The organism is Corynebacterium hansenii (genome assembly GCF_030408795.1).
Lineage (GTDB): Bacteria > Actinomycetota > Actinomycetes > Mycobacteriales > Mycobacteriaceae > Corynebacterium > Corynebacterium hansenii.
In genome coordinates this window covers 1,050,632-1,072,809 of record NZ_CP047211.1, presented here as the reverse complement: position 1 = coordinate 1,072,809, position 22,178 = coordinate 1,050,632, and the positions used below count along the sequence as shown (strand labels likewise).

Annotated in this window: 21 protein-coding genes and 1 tRNA gene; 4 read left to right on the top strand and 18 right to left on the bottom strand. The window is 69.8% G+C overall.

Annotated elements, in window-relative coordinates:
* Window positions 1–42: 42 nt before the first annotated feature.
* The 10 genes from CHAN_RS04760 to rho all read right to left on the bottom strand — a co-directional run bounded on the left by CHAN_RS04760 (window position 43) and on the right by rho (window position 9,641).
* Window positions 43–861 (bottom strand): F0F1 ATP synthase subunit delta, encoded by an 819-nt coding sequence (locus tag CHAN_RS04760; RefSeq protein WP_048742640.1) that lies wholly within the window; start codon window positions 859–861, stop codon window positions 43–45.
* Between the two features lie 5 nt (window positions 862–866).
* A complete protein-coding gene (locus tag CHAN_RS04755) occupies window positions 867–1,433 on the bottom strand; it encodes a F0F1 ATP synthase subunit B (protein WP_048742642.1) in 567 nt (188 codons plus the stop codon).
* Window positions 1,434–1,467: 34 nt separating this feature from the next.
* Window positions 1,468–1,719 carry an ATP synthase F0 subunit C gene (locus CHAN_RS04750; RefSeq protein WP_290292360.1) on the bottom strand — a complete coding sequence of 84 codons (252 nt, stop codon included), beginning with the start codon at window positions 1,717–1,719 and terminating at the stop codon, window positions 1,468–1,470.
* A 125-nt stretch (window positions 1,720–1,844) separates the two neighbouring features.
* Window positions 1,845–2,639, bottom strand: coding sequence for a F0F1 ATP synthase subunit A (atpB, locus tag CHAN_RS04745; protein ID WP_048742645.1), 795 nt, complete (start codon window positions 2,637–2,639; stop codon window positions 1,845–1,847).
* Between the two features lie 423 nt (window positions 2,640–3,062).
* On the bottom strand, window positions 3,063–3,512 hold the full coding sequence (locus CHAN_RS04740) for a Cg1360 family ATP-synthase-associated protein (protein WP_290293330.1): 450 nt from the start codon (window positions 3,510–3,512) through the stop codon (window positions 3,063–3,065).
* Window positions 3,513–3,537: 25 nt separating this feature from the next.
* A complete protein-coding gene (locus tag CHAN_RS04735; RefSeq protein WP_048742646.1) occupies window positions 3,538–4,725 on the bottom strand; it encodes an MraY family glycosyltransferase in 1,188 nt (395 codons plus the stop codon).
* A 13-nt stretch (window positions 4,726–4,738) separates the two neighbouring features.
* The gene (locus CHAN_RS04730) at window positions 4,739–5,404 is read right to left on the bottom strand and encodes an L-threonylcarbamoyladenylate synthase (protein WP_048742648.1); all 666 of its coding nucleotides are present in this window, start codon (window positions 5,402–5,404) and stop codon (window positions 4,739–4,741) included.
* Window positions 5,401–6,402: a peptide chain release factor N(5)-glutamine methyltransferase gene (prmC, locus tag CHAN_RS04725; protein WP_048742893.1), complete on the bottom strand. Its 1,002-nt coding sequence runs from the start codon at window positions 6,400–6,402 to the stop codon at window positions 5,401–5,403. Before prmC ends, CHAN_RS04730 begins: the two co-directional genes overlap by 4 nt.
* Before the next feature lie 86 nt (window positions 6,403–6,488).
* Complete coding sequence (prfA, locus tag CHAN_RS04720) at window positions 6,489–7,562, bottom strand: peptide chain release factor 1 (RefSeq protein ID WP_290293326.1); 1,074 nt, start codon at window positions 7,560–7,562, stop codon at window positions 6,489–6,491.
* A 12-nt stretch (window positions 7,563–7,574) separates the two neighbouring features.
* A complete protein-coding gene (gene rho, locus CHAN_RS04715; protein ID WP_377748368.1) occupies window positions 7,575–9,641 on the bottom strand; it encodes a transcription termination factor Rho in 2,067 nt (688 codons plus the stop codon).
* A 360-nt stretch (window positions 9,642–10,001) separates the two neighbouring features.
* Here rho and CHAN_RS04710 point away from each other — a divergent pair, with 360 nt between their 5' ends.
* A complete protein-coding gene (locus tag CHAN_RS04710; RefSeq protein ID WP_290292343.1) occupies window positions 10,002–11,720 on the top strand; it encodes a long-chain fatty-acid--CoA ligase in 1,719 nt (572 codons plus the stop codon).
* A 60-nt stretch (window positions 11,721–11,780) separates the two neighbouring features.
* Here CHAN_RS04710 and thrB read toward each other — a convergent pair whose 3' ends face one another.
* From thrB to argS, 4 genes are all read right to left on the bottom strand, one after another.
* The gene (thrB, locus tag CHAN_RS04705) at window positions 11,781–12,707 is read right to left on the bottom strand and encodes a homoserine kinase (RefSeq protein WP_048742652.1); all 927 of its coding nucleotides are present in this window, start codon (window positions 12,705–12,707) and stop codon (window positions 11,781–11,783) included.
* 2 nt (window positions 12,708–12,709) lie between these two features.
* Entirely contained in the window at window positions 12,710–14,053 is a 1,344-nt protein-coding gene (locus CHAN_RS04700) for a homoserine dehydrogenase (protein WP_048742653.1), read from the bottom strand.
* Window positions 14,054–14,198: 145 nt separating this feature from the next.
* Window positions 14,199–15,539, bottom strand: a complete 1,341-nt coding sequence (gene lysA / locus CHAN_RS04695) for a diaminopimelate decarboxylase (RefSeq protein ID WP_290292334.1) — start codon at window positions 15,537–15,539, stop codon at window positions 14,199–14,201.
* Window positions 15,540–15,542: 3 nt separating this feature from the next.
* Window positions 15,543–17,195 carry an arginine--tRNA ligase gene (gene argS, locus CHAN_RS04690; RefSeq protein ID WP_290292331.1) on the bottom strand — a complete coding sequence of 551 codons (1,653 nt, stop codon included), beginning with the start codon at window positions 17,193–17,195 and terminating at the stop codon, window positions 15,543–15,545.
* A 141-nt stretch (window positions 17,196–17,336) separates the two neighbouring features.
* Between argS and CHAN_RS04685 the strand changes: the two genes are divergently transcribed.
* The 3 genes from CHAN_RS04685 to CHAN_RS04675 are packed head-to-tail and all read left to right on the top strand — an operon-like array spanning window position 17,337 to window position 20,460.
* A complete protein-coding gene (locus tag CHAN_RS04685) occupies window positions 17,337–18,161 on the top strand; it encodes a (Fe-S)-binding protein (RefSeq protein ID WP_290292328.1) in 825 nt (274 codons plus the stop codon).
* A complete protein-coding gene (locus CHAN_RS04680) occupies window positions 18,158–19,741 on the top strand; it encodes a lactate utilization protein B (protein WP_290292326.1) in 1,584 nt (527 codons plus the stop codon). The genes CHAN_RS04685 and CHAN_RS04680 overlap by 4 nt, the downstream gene beginning before the upstream one ends.
* Entirely contained in the window at window positions 19,738–20,460 is a 723-nt protein-coding gene (locus CHAN_RS04675; protein ID WP_290292321.1) for a LutC/YkgG family protein, read from the top strand. The genes CHAN_RS04680 and CHAN_RS04675 overlap by 4 nt, the downstream gene beginning before the upstream one ends.
* 92 nt (window positions 20,461–20,552) lie before the next feature.
* Here the strand turns inward: CHAN_RS04675 and CHAN_RS04670 are convergent.
* From CHAN_RS04670 to CHAN_RS04655, 4 genes are all read right to left on the bottom strand, one after another.
* Window positions 20,553–20,625: transfer RNA gene (locus CHAN_RS04670), tRNA-Arg, on the bottom strand.
* A 100-nt stretch (window positions 20,626–20,725) separates the two neighbouring features.
* Entirely contained in the window at window positions 20,726–20,968 is a 243-nt protein-coding gene (locus tag CHAN_RS04665; protein ID WP_241485416.1) for a PspC domain-containing protein, read from the bottom strand.
* A 91-nt stretch (window positions 20,969–21,059) separates the two neighbouring features.
* Window positions 21,060–21,539, bottom strand: a complete 480-nt coding sequence (locus CHAN_RS04660) for a MarR family winged helix-turn-helix transcriptional regulator (RefSeq protein ID WP_290292317.1) — start codon at window positions 21,537–21,539, stop codon at window positions 21,060–21,062.
* A 114-nt stretch (window positions 21,540–21,653) separates the two neighbouring features.
* Window positions 21,654–22,142 (bottom strand): MarR family winged helix-turn-helix transcriptional regulator, encoded by a 489-nt coding sequence (locus tag CHAN_RS04655; RefSeq protein ID WP_048742904.1) that lies wholly within the window; start codon window positions 22,140–22,142, stop codon window positions 21,654–21,656.
* Window positions 22,143–22,178 lie beyond the last annotated feature (36 nt).

Sequence of the window (22,178 nt, the reverse complement as noted above, 5' to 3'; positions counted from 1 at the left end):
TCGGTAAATTCTACTTCCAGTGAAATTTCGTCAAACCATCCGTCAGCCAAGGCCGACGCGCAACTTCTCGAGCTTCCTCGAAAGGCTGCCGTCGATGACCTCATCGCCGACCCGGATGACCAGTCCACCGAGGATCGAGGGATCGATCTCGGTGTGGATGGACATCTCTTCGCCGTAAACCCGGCCGAGCTTGTCCGCCAGCGCACGCTGCTGCTCCGGGGAGATAGCGGTTGCACTGGTCACACGGGCGACGGTGCGATTCCGGAGGCCGGCGGCGAGCCGGGACAGGAAGTCGATGTCGTCCGCGGGGCGCTTTTCGGGGCGCCCGACGGCCTGCAGCGCCAACGCCTCGGTCACCGAAGTGACCTTGCCGTACAGCACGGAGGCCAGGAGACCCCGCTTCGCCTCGGGGGTCGCGGCCTTGTCGGCCAGCAGCTGCTCGAGCTGCGGCTCGTTGACGAGGATGCTGCTCAAACGGAACAGCTCATCCTCGACCGTTTCCAGCTGGCCCTGGCCCTCGGCCGAGCGCAGCAGGGCACGGCGGCCCAGCTCCACCAGGCCCGCGCGGAATTCGCGCGAGTTCGACCAGGTCTGCGCGGCGGCGTCCGTGATGACCTTGAGGGTCGTCTCGGACACCTTCCCAGCGAACAGGCTCCGGATGATTCCGGTGCGCTGCTCCGCCGCAACCGACTGATCGGCGACGGCGACACGCAGGCCGCGGTCGGAGTCGAGGGTTTCGACGACGTCGAAAAGCTCGGAGCCGGTCTGGGCCGCGTTCGCGACGGAGACGTTGGCGCCGCCGACGGCGGCGTCGAGCTCCGTACGGAGCTGCGCCAAAGATTCGCGGCTAGCTGCGTGCATGTCGCCTACTTTCCGGCCGGGGCCACGGTGTCAAGGTTGCTGAGGAAGCGATCGATCGTGCCCGACGTCTTGACGTCATCGGACAGCTGCTCGCCGAGCAGACGCTCCGCGAGGTTGATCGAGTTCTGCCCCATCTCCTTGCGAAGCTCGGCGACGACCTGCTCACGCTGGGCCGCCAGCTGCTTCTCACCGGACTCGATGATTCGTGCGCTCTCGTCGTTGGCCTTCGAAGTCGCCTCGGCGATGATCTTCTGACCCTGGACTCGGGCCTCATCGCGGATCTTGGCGGCTTCGGTGCGGGCCTCGGCGAGCTGGCTGTTGTACTTCTCGAGAGCGGCCTTGGCCTCGGCCTGCGCGGCCTCGGCACGCTCGATGCCGCCCTCAATCCGGTCCTCCCGCTCGGTCAGGACCTCCTGGAACTTCGGAAGCACGAGCTTCCAGAAGAGCACCAGGATGACAATGAGCGGGACAATGGACCAGACGATGTCATAGGACTTGGGCAGAAGGGGGTTGATCTGCTCCCCAAGGGGAAGTGCCTCCCCCGCCGCCAGGTAGTGAATGAAATCCGTCATGGTTCAGTGTTCTCCGCTTAGTTGAGGTCCGGACTTAGAAAACGAAGCCGGCGACCAGGCCGATGAGGGCGAGCGCCTCGGTGAAGGCGATGCCCAGGAACATGGTGGTGCGGAGCTGGCCGGCCATCTCGGGCTGGCGGGCCATGCCCTCGACGGTCTTGCCGGCGACGATGCCGATGCCGAGGCCCGGGCCCAGGGTGGACAGGCCGTAGCCGATCGTCTTCAGACCGGAGGTGGTGTCCGGGTTGGTGACAGCGTCCTGGGCGGAGAGGATGACGTCGTTCATTATGAACCGTTCCCTTTCTGAGGATTCCCGGGCTCATGGAGTCGTAGTGGATGCCCGGGCGGGGTCAAATGGGTCGTGCTATGAAATTGGGCCCGTTGCCGGGGCGTGCCCCGGCGGCGGGCTTGCTAGTGCTCGTCTGCGTGCAGCGACAGTTCGATGTAGACGGCGCTCAGCAGGGCGAAGATGTACGCCTGCAGGAAGATCACCAGAAGCTCGAACAGCGTGAACAGGATCGAGGCGATGAGGGTCAAGCCGGACAGGGCCGTCCACCCGTTCATCTGCCAGAAGAAGAAGTTCGTGGCACCGAACAGGAGGACCAGGACCATGTGGCCGGCCAGCATGTTGGCCATCAGACGGATGGTCAACGTGGCCGGGCGCAGAACGAAGGTGGAGAAGATTTCGATGGGCACCACGATGAGGTGGAGCGCCGGGGGCAGGTTCGGGATGACCACCGACGACTTCACGTACTTGAAGAAGCCGTACTTCTTCGAGCCCGCGTAGATGAAGGCGATGTAGGCGAACACTGCGAGGACCAGCGGCATGCCGATTCGCGCGTTGGGCGAAATGTTGAGGCCGGGGATCACGGCCGCAAGGTTCATCGAAATGACCAGGAAGAAGATGGTGGCCAGCACCGGCATGAACCGGCGGCCCTCCTTCTTGCCCAGAATCTCCTCCGCGATGTTGATGCGGACGAAGTCCATCATCATCTCGGCGACATTCTGCAGTCCCGTCGGCACCAGCTTCGGGCGCCGGAAGGCGACCACGAAGAAGATGGCGACGATAACGGCCATGAGCAGGCGAACGACCATCAGGCGATCCATGGCGAACCAGTCGCCGGCACCACCAATGATGAAGTCGTTGTACAGCTCACCCGGGAAGTACTCCTCCTGCAAGTTGGGTGAGTGAAACTCACCCTTCATCTCGGCAAGTGTTGTAACGCTCAGCGTTCTCTCCCGTGATTGGGCCGCAAGAACTGGGTCAAGCGGTGCGAAGGACGTCGTTTAACGTGGAGCGCCGCGGATTCCATTCGCACATCTGCACGGCGTACACGGGGCGTCAGCAGAAGCCGACCCGTATCACTACGGCCGTCGACCCGCTCCCCTCTTCCGGGATGCCCGAAACAGGGGCAAGCCGTCTTACCCGTCGCTCAGGATAACAGTTCCGGCACGTTTTTCACATCGGGCACACCCCCGGCCATTCGGCCCCGAAAAAAAGGAAAACGGCGCCTGATCCTGTGGGATTGCGCCGTTTTCGGGGGAAAACCGGAGGTGAACGGGCGGGTTGCCGTAACCGCGGTGCACCGGCGCGCACTCATTCGGTCAGGCGTTCGCCCCCGGGTCGGTTCAGGAACCGGTTACATAGGTGAGATTCGACTGAGACATGCCCCACACTTCCGCGCCCAGGGTCACGATCAGCGCCAGCACGACGGTGACGAAGAACGCCGTGGTGTCGTAGAAGGTCAGGTCCTTGATGGCGAAGAGGATGAGGATCAGCACGACGATCTTCGCCAGCCAGCCGAACATCACCACCGCGCCGGTCATGGTCGGAGTCGACCTCGCGGTGAGGAGCACCGAGAGCACGGTCAGCAGCACGAAGCCGCCGCCGATGGCGGCGCCCAATACGACGCCCCACACTCCCGGCATGCCTTCCTTGCCACCCCAGACGAGCAGCGAGAGAACCGTCAAGATGCCCAGCGCAATCGCGCCCGACCGCGCCGCGGCCAGCAGCGGGACGCGGGGATCGTCGTACTTGGACGTCAGCTCGCCTGCTGTGGCGGTTTCGCCGCCGGTCACGCCGTCGTCGTCATTGATGGGGGTGTCATCGCTCACGGGTGGACATGGTACCCGCTCCCCCGCGGCGCCAGATAGGCAGCATCGTCAGCGCCACGGCCAGCACCAGCAGCAGACCGAAGCCGACGGCCACCACCGGGGCGGGGAACACGGTGGTGCCCACGGCTCCGAACGCCACCACGGACACCCACATGTAGAGGACCAGCACGACCCTGCGGTGGCTGTGCCCCATTTCCAGCAGACGGTGGTGCAGGTGCATCTTGTCGGGGGCGAAGGGCGACTGCCCGCGGCGGGTGCGGCGGACGACGGCGAGCAAGAGGTCGAGCATGGGCACGCTCAGCGCGGCGACGACGACGATGATCGGCGACATCAGCGCCAGCGCATCGGCGGTGCCGTACATCGACGGCGAGATGCGGCCGGAGGCCGACACCGACGCGCCGGCGAGCATGAGGCCGATGAGCATCGCCCCGGAGTCGCCCATGAAGATCCGCGCAGGCTCGAAGTTGTGCGGCAGGAATCCGATGCACGCGCCCAGCAGGCACGCGGAGATCATGGCCGGCGGGTACGCCGACACGGTGCCGCCCTGGTCGTGGAGCATGACCATCGAGTAGATCAGCAGCGAGCCCGCGGCGATCATGCCGAGGCCGGACGCGAGCCCGTCGATGCCGTCGACGAAGTTGATGGCGTTGATCAGCGCGACGGTGAACAGCACGGTCACCAGCGTCGACGACACGGGATCGAGGATGAGCGTCGTGCCGCCGCCGAAGGGGATGTATAGCAGGTACCAGGTCACGCCCATCAGGGACATGACCACGGCGGCGAGCACCTGGCCCGCGAATTTGGTCAGCGCGTCGAGGTCGAAGAGATCGTCGAGTATGCCCACCAGAAGCAGGATCGTCGCCGCGACGGCCATGGCGTTCATGTCCGGCGTCATCGGGGGGAAGCCCCTGTTCAGGGCGGGCAGCTCGCTGGCCACCCAGATGGCGACCATGATGCCGCTGTACATGGCCACTCCGCCCAGGCGGGGCTTGGGGATGTCGTGGACGTCGCGCTCGCGCGGCATGTCCAGATAGCCGGTGCGGACCACCATGTAGCGGACCACGCCGGTGAGCAGGTAGCTCACCGACGCGGAGACGAGCACCAGCAGCGCGAGCTCCCGCAGGGGCACGCCGGCCCCGGCTCCGGAGGCGGCGAGCAGTGCGACGTCGTTGGGCATGGGTGACCGTCGATCAGGCGTCGGCCGGTCGTCGGAGCGCGGCGGGGTCCTTGCCCAGGACCTCGCCGATCTGTTCGGCGGTGATGGCGCCTTCGCGCAGGATGCGGGCCTCCTGGCCGGACAGGTCGACGATGGTCGAGGGCTTGCCGATGGTCGCGCGGCCGCCGTCGAGGTACACCGCCGCCTCGGCGCCGAGCTGCTGCTTGGCGCGCACGGCGGTCAGCGCCGGTTCCTGGCCGGAGATGTTCGCGCTGGACACGGCCATGGGGCCGGTGCGGCGCAGCAGTTCGATGGCGATTGGGTGCAGCGGCATGCGCAGCATGACGGTGCCCCGGGTGTCGCCGAGGTTCCACGGCAGGCTGGGCGCCTGGTTGACCACGAGCGACAGGCCGCCGGGCCAGAACGCCTCGACGAGCGCGCGGCCGGCGGCGGTGTGCTCGCGCACGAGGCCGTCGACGGTGGTCCAGGATCCGACGAGCACCGGCACGGGCATGTCGGGCCCGCGGTGCTTGGCGCGCAGCAGCGACGCCACGGCGGCGTTGTTGAAGGCATCGCAGCCGAGGCCGTAGACGGTGTCGGTGGGCAGCACGACCAGCCGGCCGGCCTGCACCGCGTCGACCGCGGCCTTCAGCCCTTTTTCGCGGCCTTCGTCGGTGGAGCAGTCGTGGATGATGCTCATGTCGCCTGGTCTGTCCCTTCGTGCGAGTGTCGGTCGGATTGCTCGTGCGGTCGCCGTTCCGCCGCGCCGCGCCGCGCGACGGTGAACCTGTCGCGCCCCGCGAGGTCCCGGTGGACCCCGATGTCCCGGAGGATCCCGGTGCCGGCGAACAGCTCCGTCATGTCCGCGCCGGAGTCGTCGTCGTGCTCGATGGCCACGGCGCCGCCGGGCTTCAGGAGCGCGAGCACGTTGTTCATCATAGGGCGGATGACGTCGAGCCCGTCGTCTCCCCCGAACACCGCGTGATGGGGGTCGTGGCGCACCTCGGGGCCGACGTCGGCGGCCAGCGGCACGTACGGCGGGTTCGACACGACCAGATCGACGCGCCCGCGCAGGTCGGCGAGCGCTCCGCCGTCCGCGACCAGCGCGGGGTCGGTGACGTCCCCGGCGATGACGCGCACGCCGCCGGTGCGCGGCGCCCGCTCCCCCGCCCACAATTCGCGGCACGCGGCGGCATTTCGGCGCGCCCACTCCAGGGCCGCGGGATCCAGTTCGACGCCGGTGACCGACGCCGCCGGGACGGCATCGGCGATGGCCAGCGCGAGCGCGCCGGACCCGGTGCACAGGTCGACCACGACCGGGCCCGGCTTTCCGGCGCCATCTGCTTCACGACGTTCCGGGGCGTCGTCAAGCGGGGTTTTTCCGAGGAAGCCGATGCACCATTCCGCCAGGAGCTCGGTTTCCGGCCGGGGCACGAAGACGCCCGGGCCGACGGCGAGCTCAAGGCGCCCCATCGGCGCGGTGCCCAGGATGTGCTGCAGCGGCTCCCGCGCGACGCGGCGGTCGACGAGGGCCGGCAGATCCGCCAGCAGCGGATCGCCGGGCCCGACCGGATCACGGCGCGACAGCACCAGGTCGGTGCGGGAGCGGCCGCTGACGTGCATCATCAGCTGCTCGGCGTCCGCCTGCGGCGACGGGCACCCGGCCGCCGCCAACGCTTCGGCGACCCCGGAGAGGATCGACCCGACGGTCGGCGGAGCCGGGGACGGCCCCGACGCGGGCGAAGGGGAAGGCGGAGTGGAAGACACAGACGCTGCCCGGCCTTCTACTCGGCTTCCAGGCGCTCCTGGCGTTCCGCGTCATGCAGGGCCTTGAGCAGGTCCTCCATGTCGCCGCCGAGGACCGCGTCCAGGTTGTGGGCCTTGTAGCCGATGCGGTGATCGGACACGCGGTTCTCCGGGAAGTTGTACGTGCGCACGCGCTCGGAGCGGTCCATCGTGCGGACCTGCGACTTGCGGGCGTCGGAGGCGTTGGCCGCGGCCTCCTCCTCCGCCATCTGCTGCAGGCGCGCGGCCAGCACCTGCATGGCGCGGGCCTTGTTCTGGATCTGCGAGCGCTCCTTCTGGCACGTGACCACCAGGCCGGTGGGCAGGTGCGTCAAGCGCACGGCGGAGTCGGTGGTGTTGACGCCCTGGCCGCCCTTGCCGGAGGAACGGTAGACGTCGACGCGCAGGTCCTTCTCGTCGATCTGCACGTCCTCGATCTCGTCGGGCTCCGGGTAGACCAGCACGCCGGCCGCGGAGGTCTGGATGCGGCCCTGTGACTCGGTGACCGGCACGCGCTGGACTCGGTGGACGCCGCCCTCGAACTTGAAGACGCTCCACGCGCCATCGCGGGACGGGTTCTTCGCGCGCACGGACAAGGTCATGTCCTTGACGCCGCCGAGATCGGACTCGGACAGGCCGAGGATCTCCGTGGTGAAGCCGTTCTTCTCCGCGTAGCGCTGGTACATGCGCGCCAGCTCACCGGCGAACAGCGCGGCCTCCTCGCCGCCGGCGCCGGACTTGATCTCCATGACGATGTCGTCGGAATCGTGCGGGTCGCGCGGGGCGAGCAGATCGGCGAGGCGCTCCTCGAGCTCCTCCTCCTCCACCGCCAGGCGCTTGGCCTCGGCAGCGAACTCCGAGTCCTCCGAAGCCATCTCGCGGGCGGCCTCCATGTCCTCGCGCACCTGGGTCAGGCGGGCGTGGGTCTGGATGATCGGCTGCAGCTCGTTGAAGCGCTTGCCCACCTTGCGGGCGCGCGCGGCGTCGTTGTGCAGGTCGGGGTCGGCCAGCTGCGCCTCGAGACCGTGGTACTCGGACAGGACGTCGTCTACTGCGGTGACCTTGTCTGACAATTCGGCCACCCCCTACAGCATCTCGTCGACGTCGACGTCCGCGGCCATCGGCGCGCTCGAGGCGACCTGCATGAGGAACTCGCGGTTGTTCTTCGTCTTCTTCAGCTGCTTGATCAACAGGTCGATGGCGGCCTGCGGGTCCAGGGCGGAAAGGATGCGGCGCAGCTTGTGCATGACGCGCGCCTCATCCGGGGCGAGCAGCAGCTCGTCCTTGCGGGTGCCCGACGGGTTGACGTCGACGGCCGGGAACACGCGGCGCTCGGAAATCTTGCGGTCCAGCTTCAGCTCGGCGTTGCCCGTGCCCTTGAACTCCTCGAAGATCACGGTGTCGCCGGCGGAACCGGTCTCGACCATGGCGGTGGCGATGATCGTCAGCGATCCGCCGCCCTCGATGTTGCGCGCCGCGCCGAGGAAGCGCTTCGGCGGGTACAGCGCGTTGGAGTCGACGCCGCCGGAGAGGATGCGGCCCGACGCCGGCGAGGAGTTGTTGTAGGCGCGGCCCAGGCGGGTGATGGAGTCGAGCAGGACGACGACGTCCTGGCCCTGCTCCACCAGGCGCTTCGCGCGCTCGATGGCCAGCTCGGCGACCGTGGTGTGGTCCCCCGGCGGGCGGTCGAAGGTGGAGGCGATGACCTCGCCGCGCACGGAGCGCTGCATGTCGGTGACTTCCTCCGGGCGCTCGTCTACGAGGACGACCATCATGTAGCACTCGGGGTTGTTCGTGGCGATCGCGTTGGCGATGTTCTGCAGGATCGTCGTCTTGCCGGCCTTCGGCGGGGAGACGATGAGGGCGCGCTGGCCCTTGCCGATCGGCATGATCAGATCGATGACGCGGGTGGTCAGGATCTTCTGCTCGGTCTCCAGGCGCAGGCGCTGGTTCGGGTACAGCGGCGTCAGCTTGCCGAACTCCGGGCGGGCCTTCGACTGGTCGGGGGTCTGGCCGTTGACCGTGTCGACCTGGACCAGCGGGTTGTACTTGCGCTTGTTGCGGCCCGAGCCGTGGGTGACCTGCCCGCCGCCGCCATCGCGGGGCATGCGGACCTGGCCGGTGATCGCGTCGCCCTTGCGCAGGCCGTACTTGCGCACGAGCTGCTGGGAGACGTGGACGTCGTTGGAGCCCGGCAGGTAGCCGGAGGTGCGGACGAACGCGGAGTTGTTGTCCATCACGTCGACGATGCCGGCGACGGGCTGGAGGACGTCGCCCTCGCGCACGCCCTCGTCGCCGCCCTGGTTGTCGCGGCCCTTGCGGTCGCGGCGGTTGCGCCGGTTGCGGCGGCCCCCGCGGCTCTCGTTGTCGTCGTTGCGGTTCCGGTTGCGGTTGCGGCCGCCCTGGTTGTCGCGGTTGTCGCGGTTGTCGCCGCCGCCCTGGTTGCCCTTGTTGTCGCCGCCGCCCTGGCCACCCTGATTGTCGCGGTTGTCGCGGTCGCCCCTGTTGTCGCCGCCGCCCTGGCCGCTCTGGCCACCCTGGTTGTCGCGGTTGTCGCGGTTGTCGCGGTTGTCGCCACCCTGGTTGCGCTGGCGGGCGCGGTCGCGGCGGGCGCGGCGGGACTGCGAGCGGGACGGGTACTCGTCCCGGCCGTCCCCGCCGGAGCGGTCGTCGCGGTTGCCGTGATCGTCGCGGTCATCCCGCCGGTCGCGGCCGGACGAGGCGTCGGACGGGGCGTCGTCACGCCCGGCGGAGCCGGAATCGCCGCCCCGGGCCGGGGCGGAACCCTCGTCGGCGGCCTTGCCCGCATCCTGCGCGGGGCCCTCGGCGGAGGCGGAATCCTTGGCGGAATCCTTCGCGGTTTCCTTGGCCGTCTCCTTGGCCCTGGCCGGCTTGTCGCCCGCATCCTGCGCGGGGCGCTCGGCGGGGGCCTTCGCCTTCTTCTCGGCCGCGGGCGCCTGCCCGGAACCCGCCCCCTGGATCGCGGCGATCAGCTCGTGCTTGCGCATCGCGGAGATCCCGCGGATGCCCTTGCCGGAGGCGATGGCGCGGAGATCCGCCATGCGCAGCGCCGTCAGATTCTCCTGGCCCTGGGTGGCGCCGGTGGTGTCCGTATCGGTCACGGAAATCCTTTCGTGTTTTTCCCTCGACATCGTGGCCTGCACCGAAAAGCCGGTGCGGCTCGAAGCGGGGGCCGGGACTGCGGGGCCCCGATCAACCCGGCCGCATCTGGCGGCCGATCCCGTCGCGCGGGTGTCGTGGGGTGCTGGCGCCGCGGGGTTCATCGCGCCCCCATCGAATCCCCGGGGGCGATCAGGTGCCGATCGCGGGACCTGGCGTCAACCCCCGTCGCCCGGCGATGCGGGCGGCGGTGAAATGAAATGGGATGGCGGAGCGGTCCGGCGGTCTACGTCGCGGCGTCCTGGGACACAAGAGTAATCGCCGCCGTCGCCGCGGGGCAACCGGGGCCCGGGGGCGGCGTGTCGGGGGAGCCTTCGGGCTAATCTGTACACATGCGCAGCACGATGCAGGAAATCCCGCTGTCGGTGGCGAGGATCCTCGAATACGGCCGCACGATCCACGCGAACACCACCGTGACCTCGTGGCACGCGGACGGGCCCGAGATCACCACCTTCGCCACCATCGCGTCCCGCGCATCCGCCTTCGCCAATGCCCTGCGCGACGAACTGGGCATCGACGGCGACCAGCGCGTGGGCACGCTGATGTACAACTGCGCCGAGCACCTCGAGGTGTTCCTGGGCGTGGCGTCGATGGGCGCGGTGTTCCAGCCGCTGAACCAGCAGCTGATGGACGACCAGATCGTGCACATCATCAACCACGCCCACGACGAGGTCATCGTCTGCGATCCGGCGCTCGCCGAGAGCCTGGGCCGCATGCTGCCGGAGTGCCCGGGCGTGCGGGCGGTGGTCTTCATCGGCACGTCCGGCCTGGATGAGGCCGCCGCGCACCTGCCGGAGGGCCTGGACTGGTACTCGTACGAGACGCTTCTCGACGGCCGCCCGACCACCTTCGACTGGCCGGAACTCGACGAAACCCTCGGCGCGGCGATGTGCTACTCCACGGGCACCGAGGGCGCCCCGAAGGGCATCATCTACTCGCACCGGTCGCTGTACCTGCACAGCCTCAACCTGCGCACCACCGATTCCTTCGCCATCGCCCACGGCACCCCGTGGCTGTGCTGCGTGCCCATCTACCACGTCCTGAGCTGGGGCGTCCCGCTGGCGAGCTTCGCCTGCGGCGCTCCGCTGGTCTTCCCCGGCGCGGATCTGTCGGCGCCGCGGCTGGCGGAGATCATCGCCACCTCCCTGCCCCGCGTGGCGCAGGGCGTGCCCACCCTGTGGATCTCGCTGATGGTCCATTACCTGAACAACCCGCCGGAGCGGATGAGCCTGCAGGACATCTTCGTCGGCGGCTCCCCCGCCCCGCCGGCGCTGATCCGCATGTGGGAGGAGCGCTACGGCGTCGACGTCATCCACCTATGGGGCATGACCGAAACGTCGCCGGTGGGCACCGTCGCCAGGCCGCCGTCGGGCGCATCCGGCGAAGCCCGCCAGCGCTACCGCGTCAGCCAGGGCCGCTTCCCCGACATCATGGACTTCCGCATCGTCGACGAAGAGGGCCGCATCCTCGACCTCCACGACCGCAACCAGGGCGAACTGCAGGTCCGCGGCAACACCGTCACCGGCGCGTACTACCACTCGCCCGAAGAGGACGACGGCGGCGACGCGCACGTCTTCCGCGGCGACGAGGTCGACACCGCCGATGCGCGCTTCACCGCCGACGGCTGGCTGCGCACCGGCGACGTCGGCTCCATCACGCGCGACGGGTACCTGACGGTCCAGGACCGCGCGAAGGACGTCATCCGCTCCGGCGGCGAATGGATCTACTCCGTGCAGCTGGAGAACCTGGTCATGGAATCGCAGGAGGTCGTCGAGTGCGCCGTCATCGGCGTGCCGGACGACAAGTGGGGCGAGCGCCCGCTGGCCGTCACCGTCCTCTACCCGGACGTCCCGGCCGATCGCGGGCAGGCGGAGAAGCTCCGCGACGAGCTGCGCCCGAAGCTGCCCAAGTGGATGCTCCCCGACTACTGGGCCTTCGTCGACCACATCGACAAGACGTCGGTGGACAAGTTCGACAAAAAGGACCTCCGCGCCCACCTGGCGGCGGGCGAGCTGGAGGTCATCAAGCTGAAGGGCCCGGGCGAGCGGTAGGCCCTGCCGGGCGGGGCCGCTCGACGACGGCCGGCGCCGTCGCCAAGCAGCCGAGGGAGGCTAGCCCTCCACCTCGACCTGGACGGGCCCGGCGACGGTCAGCTCCATGACCTTGATGCCGGCCTCGCGGGCCTCGTCGAGCACCTTGTCCGGGATCTCGCCGGTCGACAGGACCAGGCACGTCGGGCCGGCGCCCGACAGGAACGCGGCGTACCCGCGGTTGCGCAGGCGGTTGACCCACTCCGCGGTGACCGGCAGCACCTCGGCGCGGTAGGTCTGGTGCAGGCGGTCGCGCGTGCCCTCCCACAGCAGCTCCGGATGATTGGTCAGGGCGGTGACCATGACGGCCACGCGGGAGACGTTGAAGCGGGCGTCGATGTGGCTGACGTCGCTGGGCAGCACCTGGCGCACGGCATTGGTCGACGCATGGAACGACGGCACCAGCGCGGTGGCCCGGATGTCCGGGTGCACGTCCAGGCCCACGGCCCGGTACTGCGGCGCCGTGCGGCCGTCGACGGGCTTGTCGGTCCAGCTGACGACGGCCCCGCCCAGCACGGACGCGGCGGCGTTGTCGGGATGGCCTTCGAAGACGGAGGCCTCCTGGATCATCTGGTCCTCCGACAGCGGGAACCCGCACAGGCCGTTGGCCGCGGCGACGCCGGCGACCGCGGCGGCCGCCGACGACCCCAGCCCGCGCGACTGCGGGATGGAGTTGTGGCAGACCACCCGCAGGCCGGGAGCCTCCATGCCCGCGGCGCGCAAGCCCGCGCGGATGGCGCGGACCACCAGGTGGGACTCGTTGGTGGGCAGCTCCTCGGCGCCCTCCCCGTGGAGCTCGACCTCGACGCCGCCCTCGGTGACCTCCACCTCGACGGTGTCGTGGATCGACAGCGCCAGGCCGAGGGTGTCGAAGCCGGGGCCCAGGTTGGCGGACGATGCCGGCACCGTCACCCGGACCTTCTGGCCCGGCAGCAGTTCCTGCACCATCGTCAGATGTCCATTCCCTCGATGCGGATGACGGAGTTGACCTCGAGGACGGCGTCGAGCTTCGACAGCGCGTCGACGGTGGCCTCGAGCTCCTTCTCCTTGGCGCGGTGGGTGATGATCACCAGCCGGGCACCCGGGTTCGCGCCCTCCTGGCGGACGGTGCGCAGCGAAATGCCGTGGTCGGCGAAGGTCTGCGCGACCTCGGCGAGCACGCCCAGGCGGTCGTCGACGTGGAGGTCGATGTGGTAGCGGGTGCGCACCTCGCCGAAGTCGAGGATCGGCAGCTCGGCGTAGGTCGAGTCGCCCGGGGCGCGGCCGCCGAGGACGATGTTGCGGGCCGCGGCGACCACGTCGCCGAGCACCGCCGACGCGGTCGGGTTGCCGCCGGCGCCGTTGCCGTACAGCATCAGGTTGCCCGCGGCCTCGGCGACGATGAACACGGCGTTGAACGACTCGCGGACGGTGGCCAGCGGGTGGCGGCGCGGGATCAGCGCCGGGTACACGCGCGCGGAGATGCCCTCGTTGCCGGACTCGTCCTTCACGCGTTCGCAGGTGGCCAGCAGCTTGATGGTGCAGTCGGCGGCCTGGGCGGCGGCGATGTCCTCGGCGGTGATGTCGGTGATGCCCTCGCAGTGGACGTCGTCGGCGGTGACGCGCGTGTGGAAGGCCAGCGAGGACAGGATCGCGGCCTTGGAGGCGGCGTCGTGGCCCTCGACGTCGGCGGTCGGGTCGGCTTCGGCGTAGCCCAGGCGGGTGGCCTCGGCCAGCATCTCGTCGTAGTCGGCGCCGGTGGAGTCCATCGCGTCGAGGATGAAGTTGGTGGTGCCGTTGACGATGCCGACGACCTTGTTCACCGTGTCGCCCGCCAGCGAGCGGCGCAGCGGGCCGACGATCGGGATGGCGGCGGCGACGGCGGCCTCGAAGAAGAGGTCGGCGCCGGAGGACTCGGCGGCGTCGGAAAGCTCGGCGCCGTGCGCGGCCACGAGGGCCTTGTTGGCGGTGACCACGGACTTGCCGGCGCGCAGGGCGGCGAGCACCACGCGGCGCGGGTAATCGATGCCGCCGATGACCTCGACGACCAGGTCGATGTCGTCGCGCTCGACGAGCGAGTAGGCGTCGTCGGTGATCAGGTCGGGGTCGATGCCCGGGCGGGGCTTCGACTTGTCGCTCACCGCGACGCCCCTGACCTCGACGGGGCCGCCGATGCGGCGTTCGAAGTCCTCGGCCTTCTCGCCCAGCAGGCGCAGCACCTGCGTGCCGACGGTGCCGAGGCCGAGAATGGCCACGCCTACGGACTGCCCCTCGCCCTTGCCGGGGTTGAAGGTGGTCTCGTTGTTCGCGCTCATTGCTCTCCCGTTGTGTTCGTCGAGTGTCCAAACCGGATCGGTGTCCCGGATCAGCCTACTGGTGGCCCCTTCCCCTTCGCCCGTCGGGTGAGGGGCGCCACCCTCCGGCCCCGCCCGGGCGGCGCGGCGCCGGGCGGTGTTCTTCTCAGCCCTCCAGGGCCAGGAAGTCCTCGATGGTTTCGCGGCGCATCATGGGCGTCACCTCGCCGTCGCGCACCGACACGATCGCCGGGCGGTTGAAGGCGTTGTACCGGCTCGACATCGCGTAGGTGTACGCGCCGGTGGCCGCGACCGCCACGAGGTCGCCGCGGCGGATGTCGTCGGGGTACTCCGCGTCGCGGACCAGGATGTCGCCGGACTCGCAGTGGGATCCGACGATGCGGGTCGGGGTGACCCGGCCGCCGACGTTGCGGGACACCACGCGGGCCTCGTACGCCGAGCCGTACAGCGCCGGGCGGATGTTGTCCGACATGCCGCCGTCGACGGACAGGTAGCGGCGGGTGGTGCCCTCGTCGACGGTGACGTCCTTGACCGTGCCGACCTCGTAGACGGTGACGGTGCCGGGGCCGGCGATCGCGCGGCCGGGCTCGACGAGCACGTTCGGGGCCTCGATGCCCAGCTCCGCGGCCGTCTTGGACACCGCCGAGAGCAGATCGCGGGCGACCGCGTCGACGTCGAGCGGCTGCTCGTCCTCGGTGTAGGCGATGCCGTAGCCGCCGCCGAGGTCGAGGTCCTGGAGCTCTACGCCCAATTCGGAGTGGATGCGCGAGTACAGCTCGAGGACGCGATCGGCCGCGGCGGTGAAGCCGCGGGCGTCGAAGACCTGCGATCCGACGTGGCAGTGCAAGCCGACCAGTTCGAGGTTGGCGGCGCGCACGGCGGCCTCCGAGGCGCGGTAGGCCGATCCGGAGGCCAGCGAGAACCCGAACTTCTGGTCCTCGTGGCTGGTGGCGATGAACTCGTGCGTGTGCGCCATGATGCCGGGCTTGACCCGGACCATCACGCGCTGGACGCGGCCCGCCTCCCCGGCGATGGCGTCGAGGCGCTCGAGCTCCTGGTCGCTGTCGAGCACGACGTGGCCGACGCCCTCGTCGACGCACGCCCGGAGGAATTCGTCGTCCTTGTTGTTGCCGTGCGCGGTGATGCGCTCGGCGGGGAAGCCGGCCAGCAGGGCGATGCGCAGCTCGCCGAGCGACGCGGCGTCGAGGGACAGCCCTTCTTCGTCGATCCAGCGGGCGATGGTGCGCGTCAGGAACGCCTTGGAGGCGTAGTGGACGTGCTCGGCGCCGCCGAAGGCGCGGGCCATGTCGCGGCAGCGGGAACGGAAGTCGTCCTCGTCGACGACCATGACCGGGGTGCCGAAACGCTCGGCGATGTCGGTCAGGGGCACGCCGGCGATGGACACGACGCCATCGGCGCAGCGGGTGGCGTTGCGCGGCCAGACGTGGGCGGGCAAGCCGTTGAAGGCGGTGGTCGGATCGGTCATGCGCTACATCCTTTCGGGGGCGGTGACGCCGAGCAGGCCGAGCGCGTTGGCCAGGGTCCGGCGGGTGGCCTCTGCCAGGCCCAGGCGCGCCGCGTGGAGCGGCTCGGAATCTTCGCCGGCCTTGGGCAGGATCTGGCAGGCGTCGTAGAAGCGGTGGAACACGCCGGCGAGCTGCTCGGCGTAGCGGGCCACGCGGTGCGGCTCGCGCAGCTGGGCGGCGGCGGCGACGACGGCCGGGAATTCGCCGAGGGTGCGGATCAGCTCGCCTTCGCGGTCGTGGACCAGCAGCCCGAAGTCGGCGCCCTCGGAGGTGACGCCGGCCTCGGCGGCGCGGCGGGCGATGGAGCTGATGCGCGCGTGGCCGTACTGCACGTAGTAGACGGGGTTGTCGTTGGACTGCGACGCCCACAGCGCGAGGTCGATGTCCAGCGAGGAGTCCACCGACGAGCGGATCAGGGAGTAGCGGGCGGCGTCGATGCCGATCGCCTCGACCAGGTCGTCGAGGGTGATGACGGTGCCGGCGCGCTTGGACATGCGCACGGCCACGCCGTCGCGCACCAGGTTGACCATCTGGCCGATGAGGACCTCGACGGCGTCGGCGTCGTAACCCAGCGCCGCCGCGGCGGCCTTCAGGCGGGCGATGTAGCCGTGGTGGTCCGCGCCGAGCATGTAGATGCACAGGTCGAAGCCGCGGTCGAACTTGTCCTTCGCGTAGGCGATGTCGCCGGCGATGTAGGCGGCGTTGCCGTCGGACTTGATGACCACGCGGTCCTTGTCGTCGCCGTAGTCGGTGGACTTCAGCCACCAGGCGCCCTCGTTCTCGTAGAGCTTGCCGTCGTTCTTCAGCTGCGCCACCGCCGACTCGACGGCGCCGGACTCGAACAGCGAGTTCTCGTGGAAGTAGACGTCGAAGTCCGTGCCGAACTCGTGCAGCGACTTCTTGATGTGGCCGAACATCAGCTCCACGCCCTCGGCGCGGAAGAGCTCCTGCACCGCGGCGGGCTCGCCCTCCAGGGCGTCCGGGTGGGCGGCGACGACCTGCGCGGCGATGTCGGCGATGTAGTCGCCGCCGTAACCGTCCTCCGGCGTCGGCTCGCCCTTGGCGGCGGCCACCAGCGAACGCGCGAAGCGGTCGATCTGGCCGCCGTGGTCGTTGAAGTAGTACTCGCGGGTCACGTCGGCGCCGCGGGCGGACAGGACGCGGCCCAGGGCGTCGCCGACGGCGGCCCAGCGGGTGCCGCCGAGGTGGATCGGGCCGGTCGGGTTGGCCGAGACGAACTCGAGGTTGACCCTGGTGCCGGCGTAGTCGTCGCCGTGGCCCCACTTCTCGCCGGCGGCGAGGATCTCGGAGACGATCTTGCCCTGCGCGGCGGAACCGAGCCGGATGTTGATGAAGCCCGGGCCGGCCACCGACGCCTCGTCGATGCCCTCCGCCGCCGCGAGCTTCTCCACCAGCCAACCGGCGACGTCGCGCGGCTTCGCGCCGGCGCGGCCCGCGGCCTGCATGGCCACGTTGGTCGCGTAATCGCCGTGCTCGGGGTTGCGGGGCCGCTCGACGACGACCTCCTCGGGCAGCACGGACGGGTCCAGGTCGTGTTCGGCGAAGACGTCGACGGCGAGGCCGCGGATCAGGGCGGCGAGTTCGGCTGGAGTCATGGTTGCCCATCCTAGCGGGTGGGGCGGACCCCGCTTTACGACGGTCGACGCTGCCCCACCAGCGACGTCTGAATCGGTTCCGCCCGCTGGTGTCCGGCGTACACTCGGCGGGGAAACCAGCCCATCACCCCAGGAGCCACCATGAAGGTCGCGCTATTCGCAACCTGCGTCGGCGACGTGATGTTCCCGTCGGCGGTGCAGGCCACGGCAGCCGTTCTCACCCGCCTCGGCTGCGACGTCGTCTTCCCCGAAAAGCAGACGTGCTGCGGTCAGATGCACGTCAACACCGGATACCAGGAGGAGGCGCTGCCGCAGATCGACGCCTACGCCGGGGTCTTCGCCGACCCCTCCATCGATTACGTGGTGGCGCCCTCGGGGTCGTGCGCCGGCGCGGTGCGCCACCAGCACCCGATGATCGCCGCCCGCTTCGGCACCGCCGCACAGGCCGACGCCGCCCGCACCTGCGCCGGCAAGACGCTGGATTTGTCGGAGTTCATCGTCGACGTCGCCGGCGTCACCGACGTCGGCGCGTGGTTCCCCCACCGGGTGACCTACCACTCCACGTGCCACAGCCTGCGCGTGCTCCACGTCGGCGACCGGCCCCTGAAGCTGCTGCGCGCCGTGGAGGGCATCGACCTGGTGGACCTGCCGGCCGCGGAGGAATGCTGCGGATTCGGCGGCACCTTCAGCGTGAAGAACGCCGAGACCTCCGCCGCGATGGTCGCCGACAAGGTGGGCCACATCGAATCCACGGGTGCGGAGTTCGTCACCGCGGGCGACGCCTCCTGCCTGCTCAACATCGGCGGATCGCTGCGCAAGCGCGGCGGCCGGGCCCGTGCGCTGCACATCGCGGAGATTCTCGCGTCGACGCACCGCCGCCCGTATCAGGCGGACGGCGGGCACGGCGACGTCGCAAAGCAACCCGCGCAGGCCCCCGCCGACCGCGAAGGAGGCGGATCGCGATGACCCCCGTCAACCTGGGGCTGCCCGTGCCCCCGCGCGCGCCCGCCGGCGTCGGCCACCTGCGCGGCGACGAGGGATTCACCGCCGCCGCGCACCACGAACTGCGCAACGGCCAGCTGCGGTCCAACCTGCGCAACGCCACCCACTCCATCCGCGCCAAGCGCGCGGCGGTCGTCGGCGAAAAGCCCGACTGGGAGAAGCTGCGGCTGGCGGGCTCGGCCATCAAACGCGACGTCATGGCGCGGCTTCCCGAACTGCTGGAGCAATTTGAGTCCGCCGTCACCGCCCGCGGCGGCCACGTCCACTGGGCGCGCGACGCGGCGGAGGCCAACGCCATCGTCACTGACCTGGTGAAGGCGACCGGCGAGACCGACGTGATCAAGGTCAAGTCCATGGCCACGCAGGAAATCGGACTCAACGAGGCCCTGGCCGATGCGGGCATCTCCGCCCGCGAAACGGACCTGGCCGAGCTGATCGTGCAGCTCGGCGAGGACAAGCCGTCGCACATCCTCGTGCCCGCCATCCACCGCAACCGCGACGAGATCCGCGACATCTTCCTGCGCGGCATCCCCGGCGTCGACCCGGGCCTGGGCAACGAACCCGCCGAACTGGCGGAGGCCTCGCGGCAATTCCTGCGCGATCAGTTCATGTCGGCGAAGGTCGCCATTTCCGGCGCGAACTTCGGCGTCGCCGAAACCGGCACCGTCGCCGTCGTCGAGTCCGAGGGCAACGGCCGCATGTGCCTGACGCTGCCGCAGACGCTGATCACGGTGATGGGGATCGAGAAGCTGCTGCCGCGCTTCGAGGATCTGGAGGTGTTCCTGCAGCTGCTGCCGCGGTCGTCGACCGGCGAGCGGATGAACCCCTACACCTCCATGTGGACGGGCGTCGCCGACGGCGACGGCCCCCGCGAGTTCCACATCGTGCTGCTGGACAACGGCCGCACCGCCACCCTGGCCGACCCCATCGGCCGCGAGGCGCTCAAGTGCATCCGCTGCTCCGCCTGCCTGAACATCTGCCCGGTCTACGAGCGCGCCGGCGGCCACGCGTACGGCTCGACGTACCCGGGGCCCATCGGCGCGATCCTGTCGCCGCAGCTGACGGGCATGGATTCCGCCAAGGACCCGAATGCCTCGCTGCCCTACGCGTCGTCGCTGTGCGGCGCCTGCTTCGAGGTGTGCCCGGTGCGCATCGACATCCCGGCGGCGCTGCTGGAACTGCGCCACCAGAAGGTCCGCGACCACCGCCCGCCGGTGGAGGGCAAGATCTTCGGGCTGCTCGGCTGGGTCATGGGCGGACCGCGCCTGTGGGACATGGCCGTGCGGTCGGCGTCGCTGGCCCGCGTGCTGGGGCTGCGCGACGGCGAAATCCACCGCCTGCCGCTGTTCCTGTCCGGGTGGTCCGACGCGCGCGACACCCCGGTGCCGCCGAAGAAGCCCTTCCGGGCGTGGTGGGGCTCCGATTCGGCGCGGGCCCTGCTTGACGACGAAGCCGCGCACCCCATCCCGTCCCGGATCACCGGCGGCGGGGAACCGACCACCGGAACCGACGCCGGTCCGGGCACCGAGGAGGACGACCGATGAGCGGGAACGGCACTGCGGGCGCGAAGCGCGAGATCCTCGAGCGCATCCGGGAAGCCCACGCGCGGGCCGAGGAGGGCCGCGTGGTCTCCGACGGCGCGGGCATCGAGGCCGGCACGCCCGGCGAGGCGTTCCCCGTGCCGCGCGACTACGTCCGCGGGCGCACCACGCCGGGAACCGAATTGCTGGACCTGCTGGTCGACCGGCTCGAGGACTACCGCGCGGAAGTCATCCGCTGCTCGGCCGCCGTCGACGGGGATGACGGCATCGGCGCGGCGGTGGCGAAGGCGCTGGCGGCGCATGGCGTCGGCCGGGTCGGCATCCCCGCCGGCCTGGACGAGGCGTGGCTCGGCGACTTCGGGGCGGCCGGCGGAGGCGGCGCGGTCGTCGTCGACGAGCCCGGCCTATTCGCGCCGACGGAGCTCGACGCCCTCGACGGCGTGGTCACGTCCTCGGCGGTGACGTCGGCGGAAACCGGCACGATCTTCCTCGACGGCTCCCCCACCTGCGGCCGGCGCGCGCTGACCCTGGTCCCCGACCTGCACGTGTGCGTGGTGCCGGTGGATTCCATCGTCGACGGCGTGCCCGAGGCCATCGCCCGGCTGGAGCCGACCGCGCCGATCACCATGATCTCCGGCCCGTCTGCGACCTCCGACATCGAGCTCAACCGCGTCGAGGGCGTCCACGGCCCCCGCACACTGGTGGTGGTCATCGCGGGGTAGGCGGGGTAGGCGCCGCGCGGGATCGGGTGCCGTTCGGGATCGGAGCCGCGCATGAAAAAGTCCCGCACCTGATGGTGCGGGACTTTTCGAGGTGCCCCCGATAGGAGTCGAACCTACGACCTTCGGTACCGGAAACCGGTGCTCTATCCACTGAGCTACGGAGGCGTGCGCCCTTGCGGGCAACGTCCGATACTTTAGCACCGCCTCCCGCGCAACGGCGAAAGGGCCGGTAGGCCGCGTGGCGCGGGCTCGATCGCCGGTCGGATCACGACTCCGGCAGCACCAGCCACAGGCCCAGGTACAGGATCAGCGCGAGCGGCGCGACGGTGAGGCCGAGCACCGCGAAAATGACGCGCAGCGCCGTGACGTTGAAGCCCGTGGCCTCCTCGATCCCGCCGCAGATGCCCGCGATCCACTTGTTGGAGTGGCTGCGGCGCACCGGTCGGCCCGCCATTTTGTCGATCGACCGGGAGATGGCCTCTTGGTTGAAGAGTTCGTTCTTGTCCATGTTCGCCATACCCCCGTTATACGGGAACATGCGGTTCACGGCGCGCCGGTCGCGGGACGCGGGAGACGCCGCGGCGCAGGTCCGGGCGGGGTCAGAGCAGCTGGGAGTCGTCGCCGTCTTCCGCGTGGCGCATGATCGCCGTGAAGCAGCGCGACATGTGGGCGAGGTCGTCGTCGGAAAGCTGCTCGAAGACCTCGGACCGGACCGTCGCAACGTAATCCGGGGCGGCCTCCGCGAAGACATGGCGGCCGACGCCGGTCAGCGCGACGGTGTAGTCCGAATCCGGGTCGGGGCCGGGATCCTCGACGGTGATGACGCCGCGCTTCTCCATCCGCGTCGTGTGCAGCAGCGCGCGGGGGTGGTTCCACTTCAGGCGGCGGCACAGCTCGTCGACGTGCATGACGCCGTCCTCGGTTTCGCTCAGCGCGATGAGCACGGTGAAGTCGCCGAACGTCAGGCCCGTGTTCTCGCGCAGGCTCAGCTCGATGTTGCGCTCGACGCTGCGGAAGGTGGGCACGAGCATCTGCCAGAACTGCTGCTCGTCGTCGGTCAACCACTCATACTCGTTCATGCGACAAGGCTAACGGGTGTACCGCGGAATGGCCCGCATTGCCGGGGCCGACAGGGGTGGGGCTGGTTCGGGTGCGGTCGCGGCGGGGGTGGCAGGGGCCGAACGGGAGCGCCGCTACCCAATCGTCTTGTCGCGGAAGTCCTCGGCCGCCGCGGAGACGTTGCGCAGGGCGGTGAGGGCTGCGGTCCGGTCGAGGCCCGGAACGGCGTCGAGCTCGTCGAACACGATGCGGCGGATCATGCGGACGTGGTCGGGCGCGGCCCGCTGGATGACGTCGCGGCCATGGTCGGTCAGCTCGACGTCGATGCCGCGGCTATCGTTGGCGCAGCGGAGTTTGGTCACCAGGCCGCGCTTTTCCATGCGGGTGATCTGGTGCGACATGCGGCTTCGGTCCCATTTCAGCCCCTCGCACAGCTCGCGCATGCGGACGGTCTCGCCTTCGGCCTCGGAGAGCTGGACGAGCACGGAAAAGTCGGCGCTGGAGATCTCTTCGGTGGTGAGCAGGCGCGTGTCCATCGCGCGCTCGACGGCCTTCGCCGCGTTCATCATCGCGCGCCATAGCGTCTGCTCGTCGTCATTGAGCCATGGAACATCCTGCTGCATGTCGATCACGCTACCGGATTGACCACGAGTTTCACC

Coding starts and splice junctions, on each gene's coding strand:
- CHAN_RS04700 (WP_048742653.1), bottom strand. CDS start 14,053: ATGAGCGCGAACAACGAGACCACCTTCAACCCCGGCAAGGGCGAGGGG.
- CHAN_RS04680 (WP_290292326.1), top strand. CDS start 18,158: ATGACCCCCGTCAACCTGGGGCTGCCCGTGCCCCCGCGCGCGCCCGCC.
- CHAN_RS04735 (WP_048742646.1), bottom strand. CDS start 4,725: ATGCCCAACGACGTCGCACTGCTCGCCGCCTCCGGAGCCGGGGCCGGC.
- CHAN_RS04655 (WP_048742904.1), bottom strand. CDS start 22,142: ATGCAGCAGGATGTTCCATGGCTCAATGACGACGAGCAGACGCTATGG.
- CHAN_RS04710 (WP_290292343.1), top strand. CDS start 10,002: ATGCGCAGCACGATGCAGGAAATCCCGCTGTCGGTGGCGAGGATCCTC.
- CHAN_RS04660 (WP_290292317.1), bottom strand. CDS start 21,539: ATGAACGAGTATGAGTGGTTGACCGACGACGAGCAGCAGTTCTGGCAG.
- CHAN_RS04730 (WP_048742648.1), bottom strand. CDS start 5,404: ATGAGCATCATCCACGACTGCTCCACCGACGAAGGCCGCGAAAAAGGG.
- CHAN_RS04755 (WP_048742642.1), bottom strand. CDS start 1,433: ATGACGGATTTCATTCACTACCTGGCGGCGGGGGAGGCACTTCCCCTT.
- CHAN_RS04750 (WP_290292360.1), bottom strand. CDS start 1,719: ATGAACGACGTCATCCTCTCCGCCCAGGACGCTGTCACCAACCCGGAC.
- atpB (WP_048742645.1), bottom strand. CDS start 2,639: ATGAAGGGTGAGTTTCACTCACCCAACTTGCAGGAGGAGTACTTCCCG.
- lysA (WP_290292334.1), bottom strand. CDS start 15,539: ATGACCGATCCGACCACCGCCTTCAACGGCTTGCCCGCCCACGTCTGG.
- CHAN_RS04760 (WP_048742640.1), bottom strand. CDS start 861: ATGCACGCAGCTAGCCGCGAATCTTTGGCGCAGCTCCGTACGGAGCTC.
- rho (WP_377748368.1), bottom strand. CDS start 9,641: ATGTCGAGGGAAAAACACGAAAGGATTTCCGTGACCGATACGGACACC.
- thrB (WP_048742652.1), bottom strand. CDS start 12,707: ATGGTGCAGGAACTGCTGCCGGGCCAGAAGGTCCGGGTGACGGTGCCG.
- CHAN_RS04685 (WP_290292328.1), top strand. CDS start 17,337: ATGAAGGTCGCGCTATTCGCAACCTGCGTCGGCGACGTGATGTTCCCG.
- CHAN_RS04675 (WP_290292321.1), top strand. CDS start 19,738: ATGAGCGGGAACGGCACTGCGGGCGCGAAGCGCGAGATCCTCGAGCGC.
- CHAN_RS04665 (WP_241485416.1), bottom strand. CDS start 20,968: ATGGACAAGAACGAACTCTTCAACCAAGAGGCCATCTCCCGGTCGATC.
- argS (WP_290292331.1), bottom strand. CDS start 17,195: ATGACTCCAGCCGAACTCGCCGCCCTGATCCGCGGCCTCGCCGTCGAC.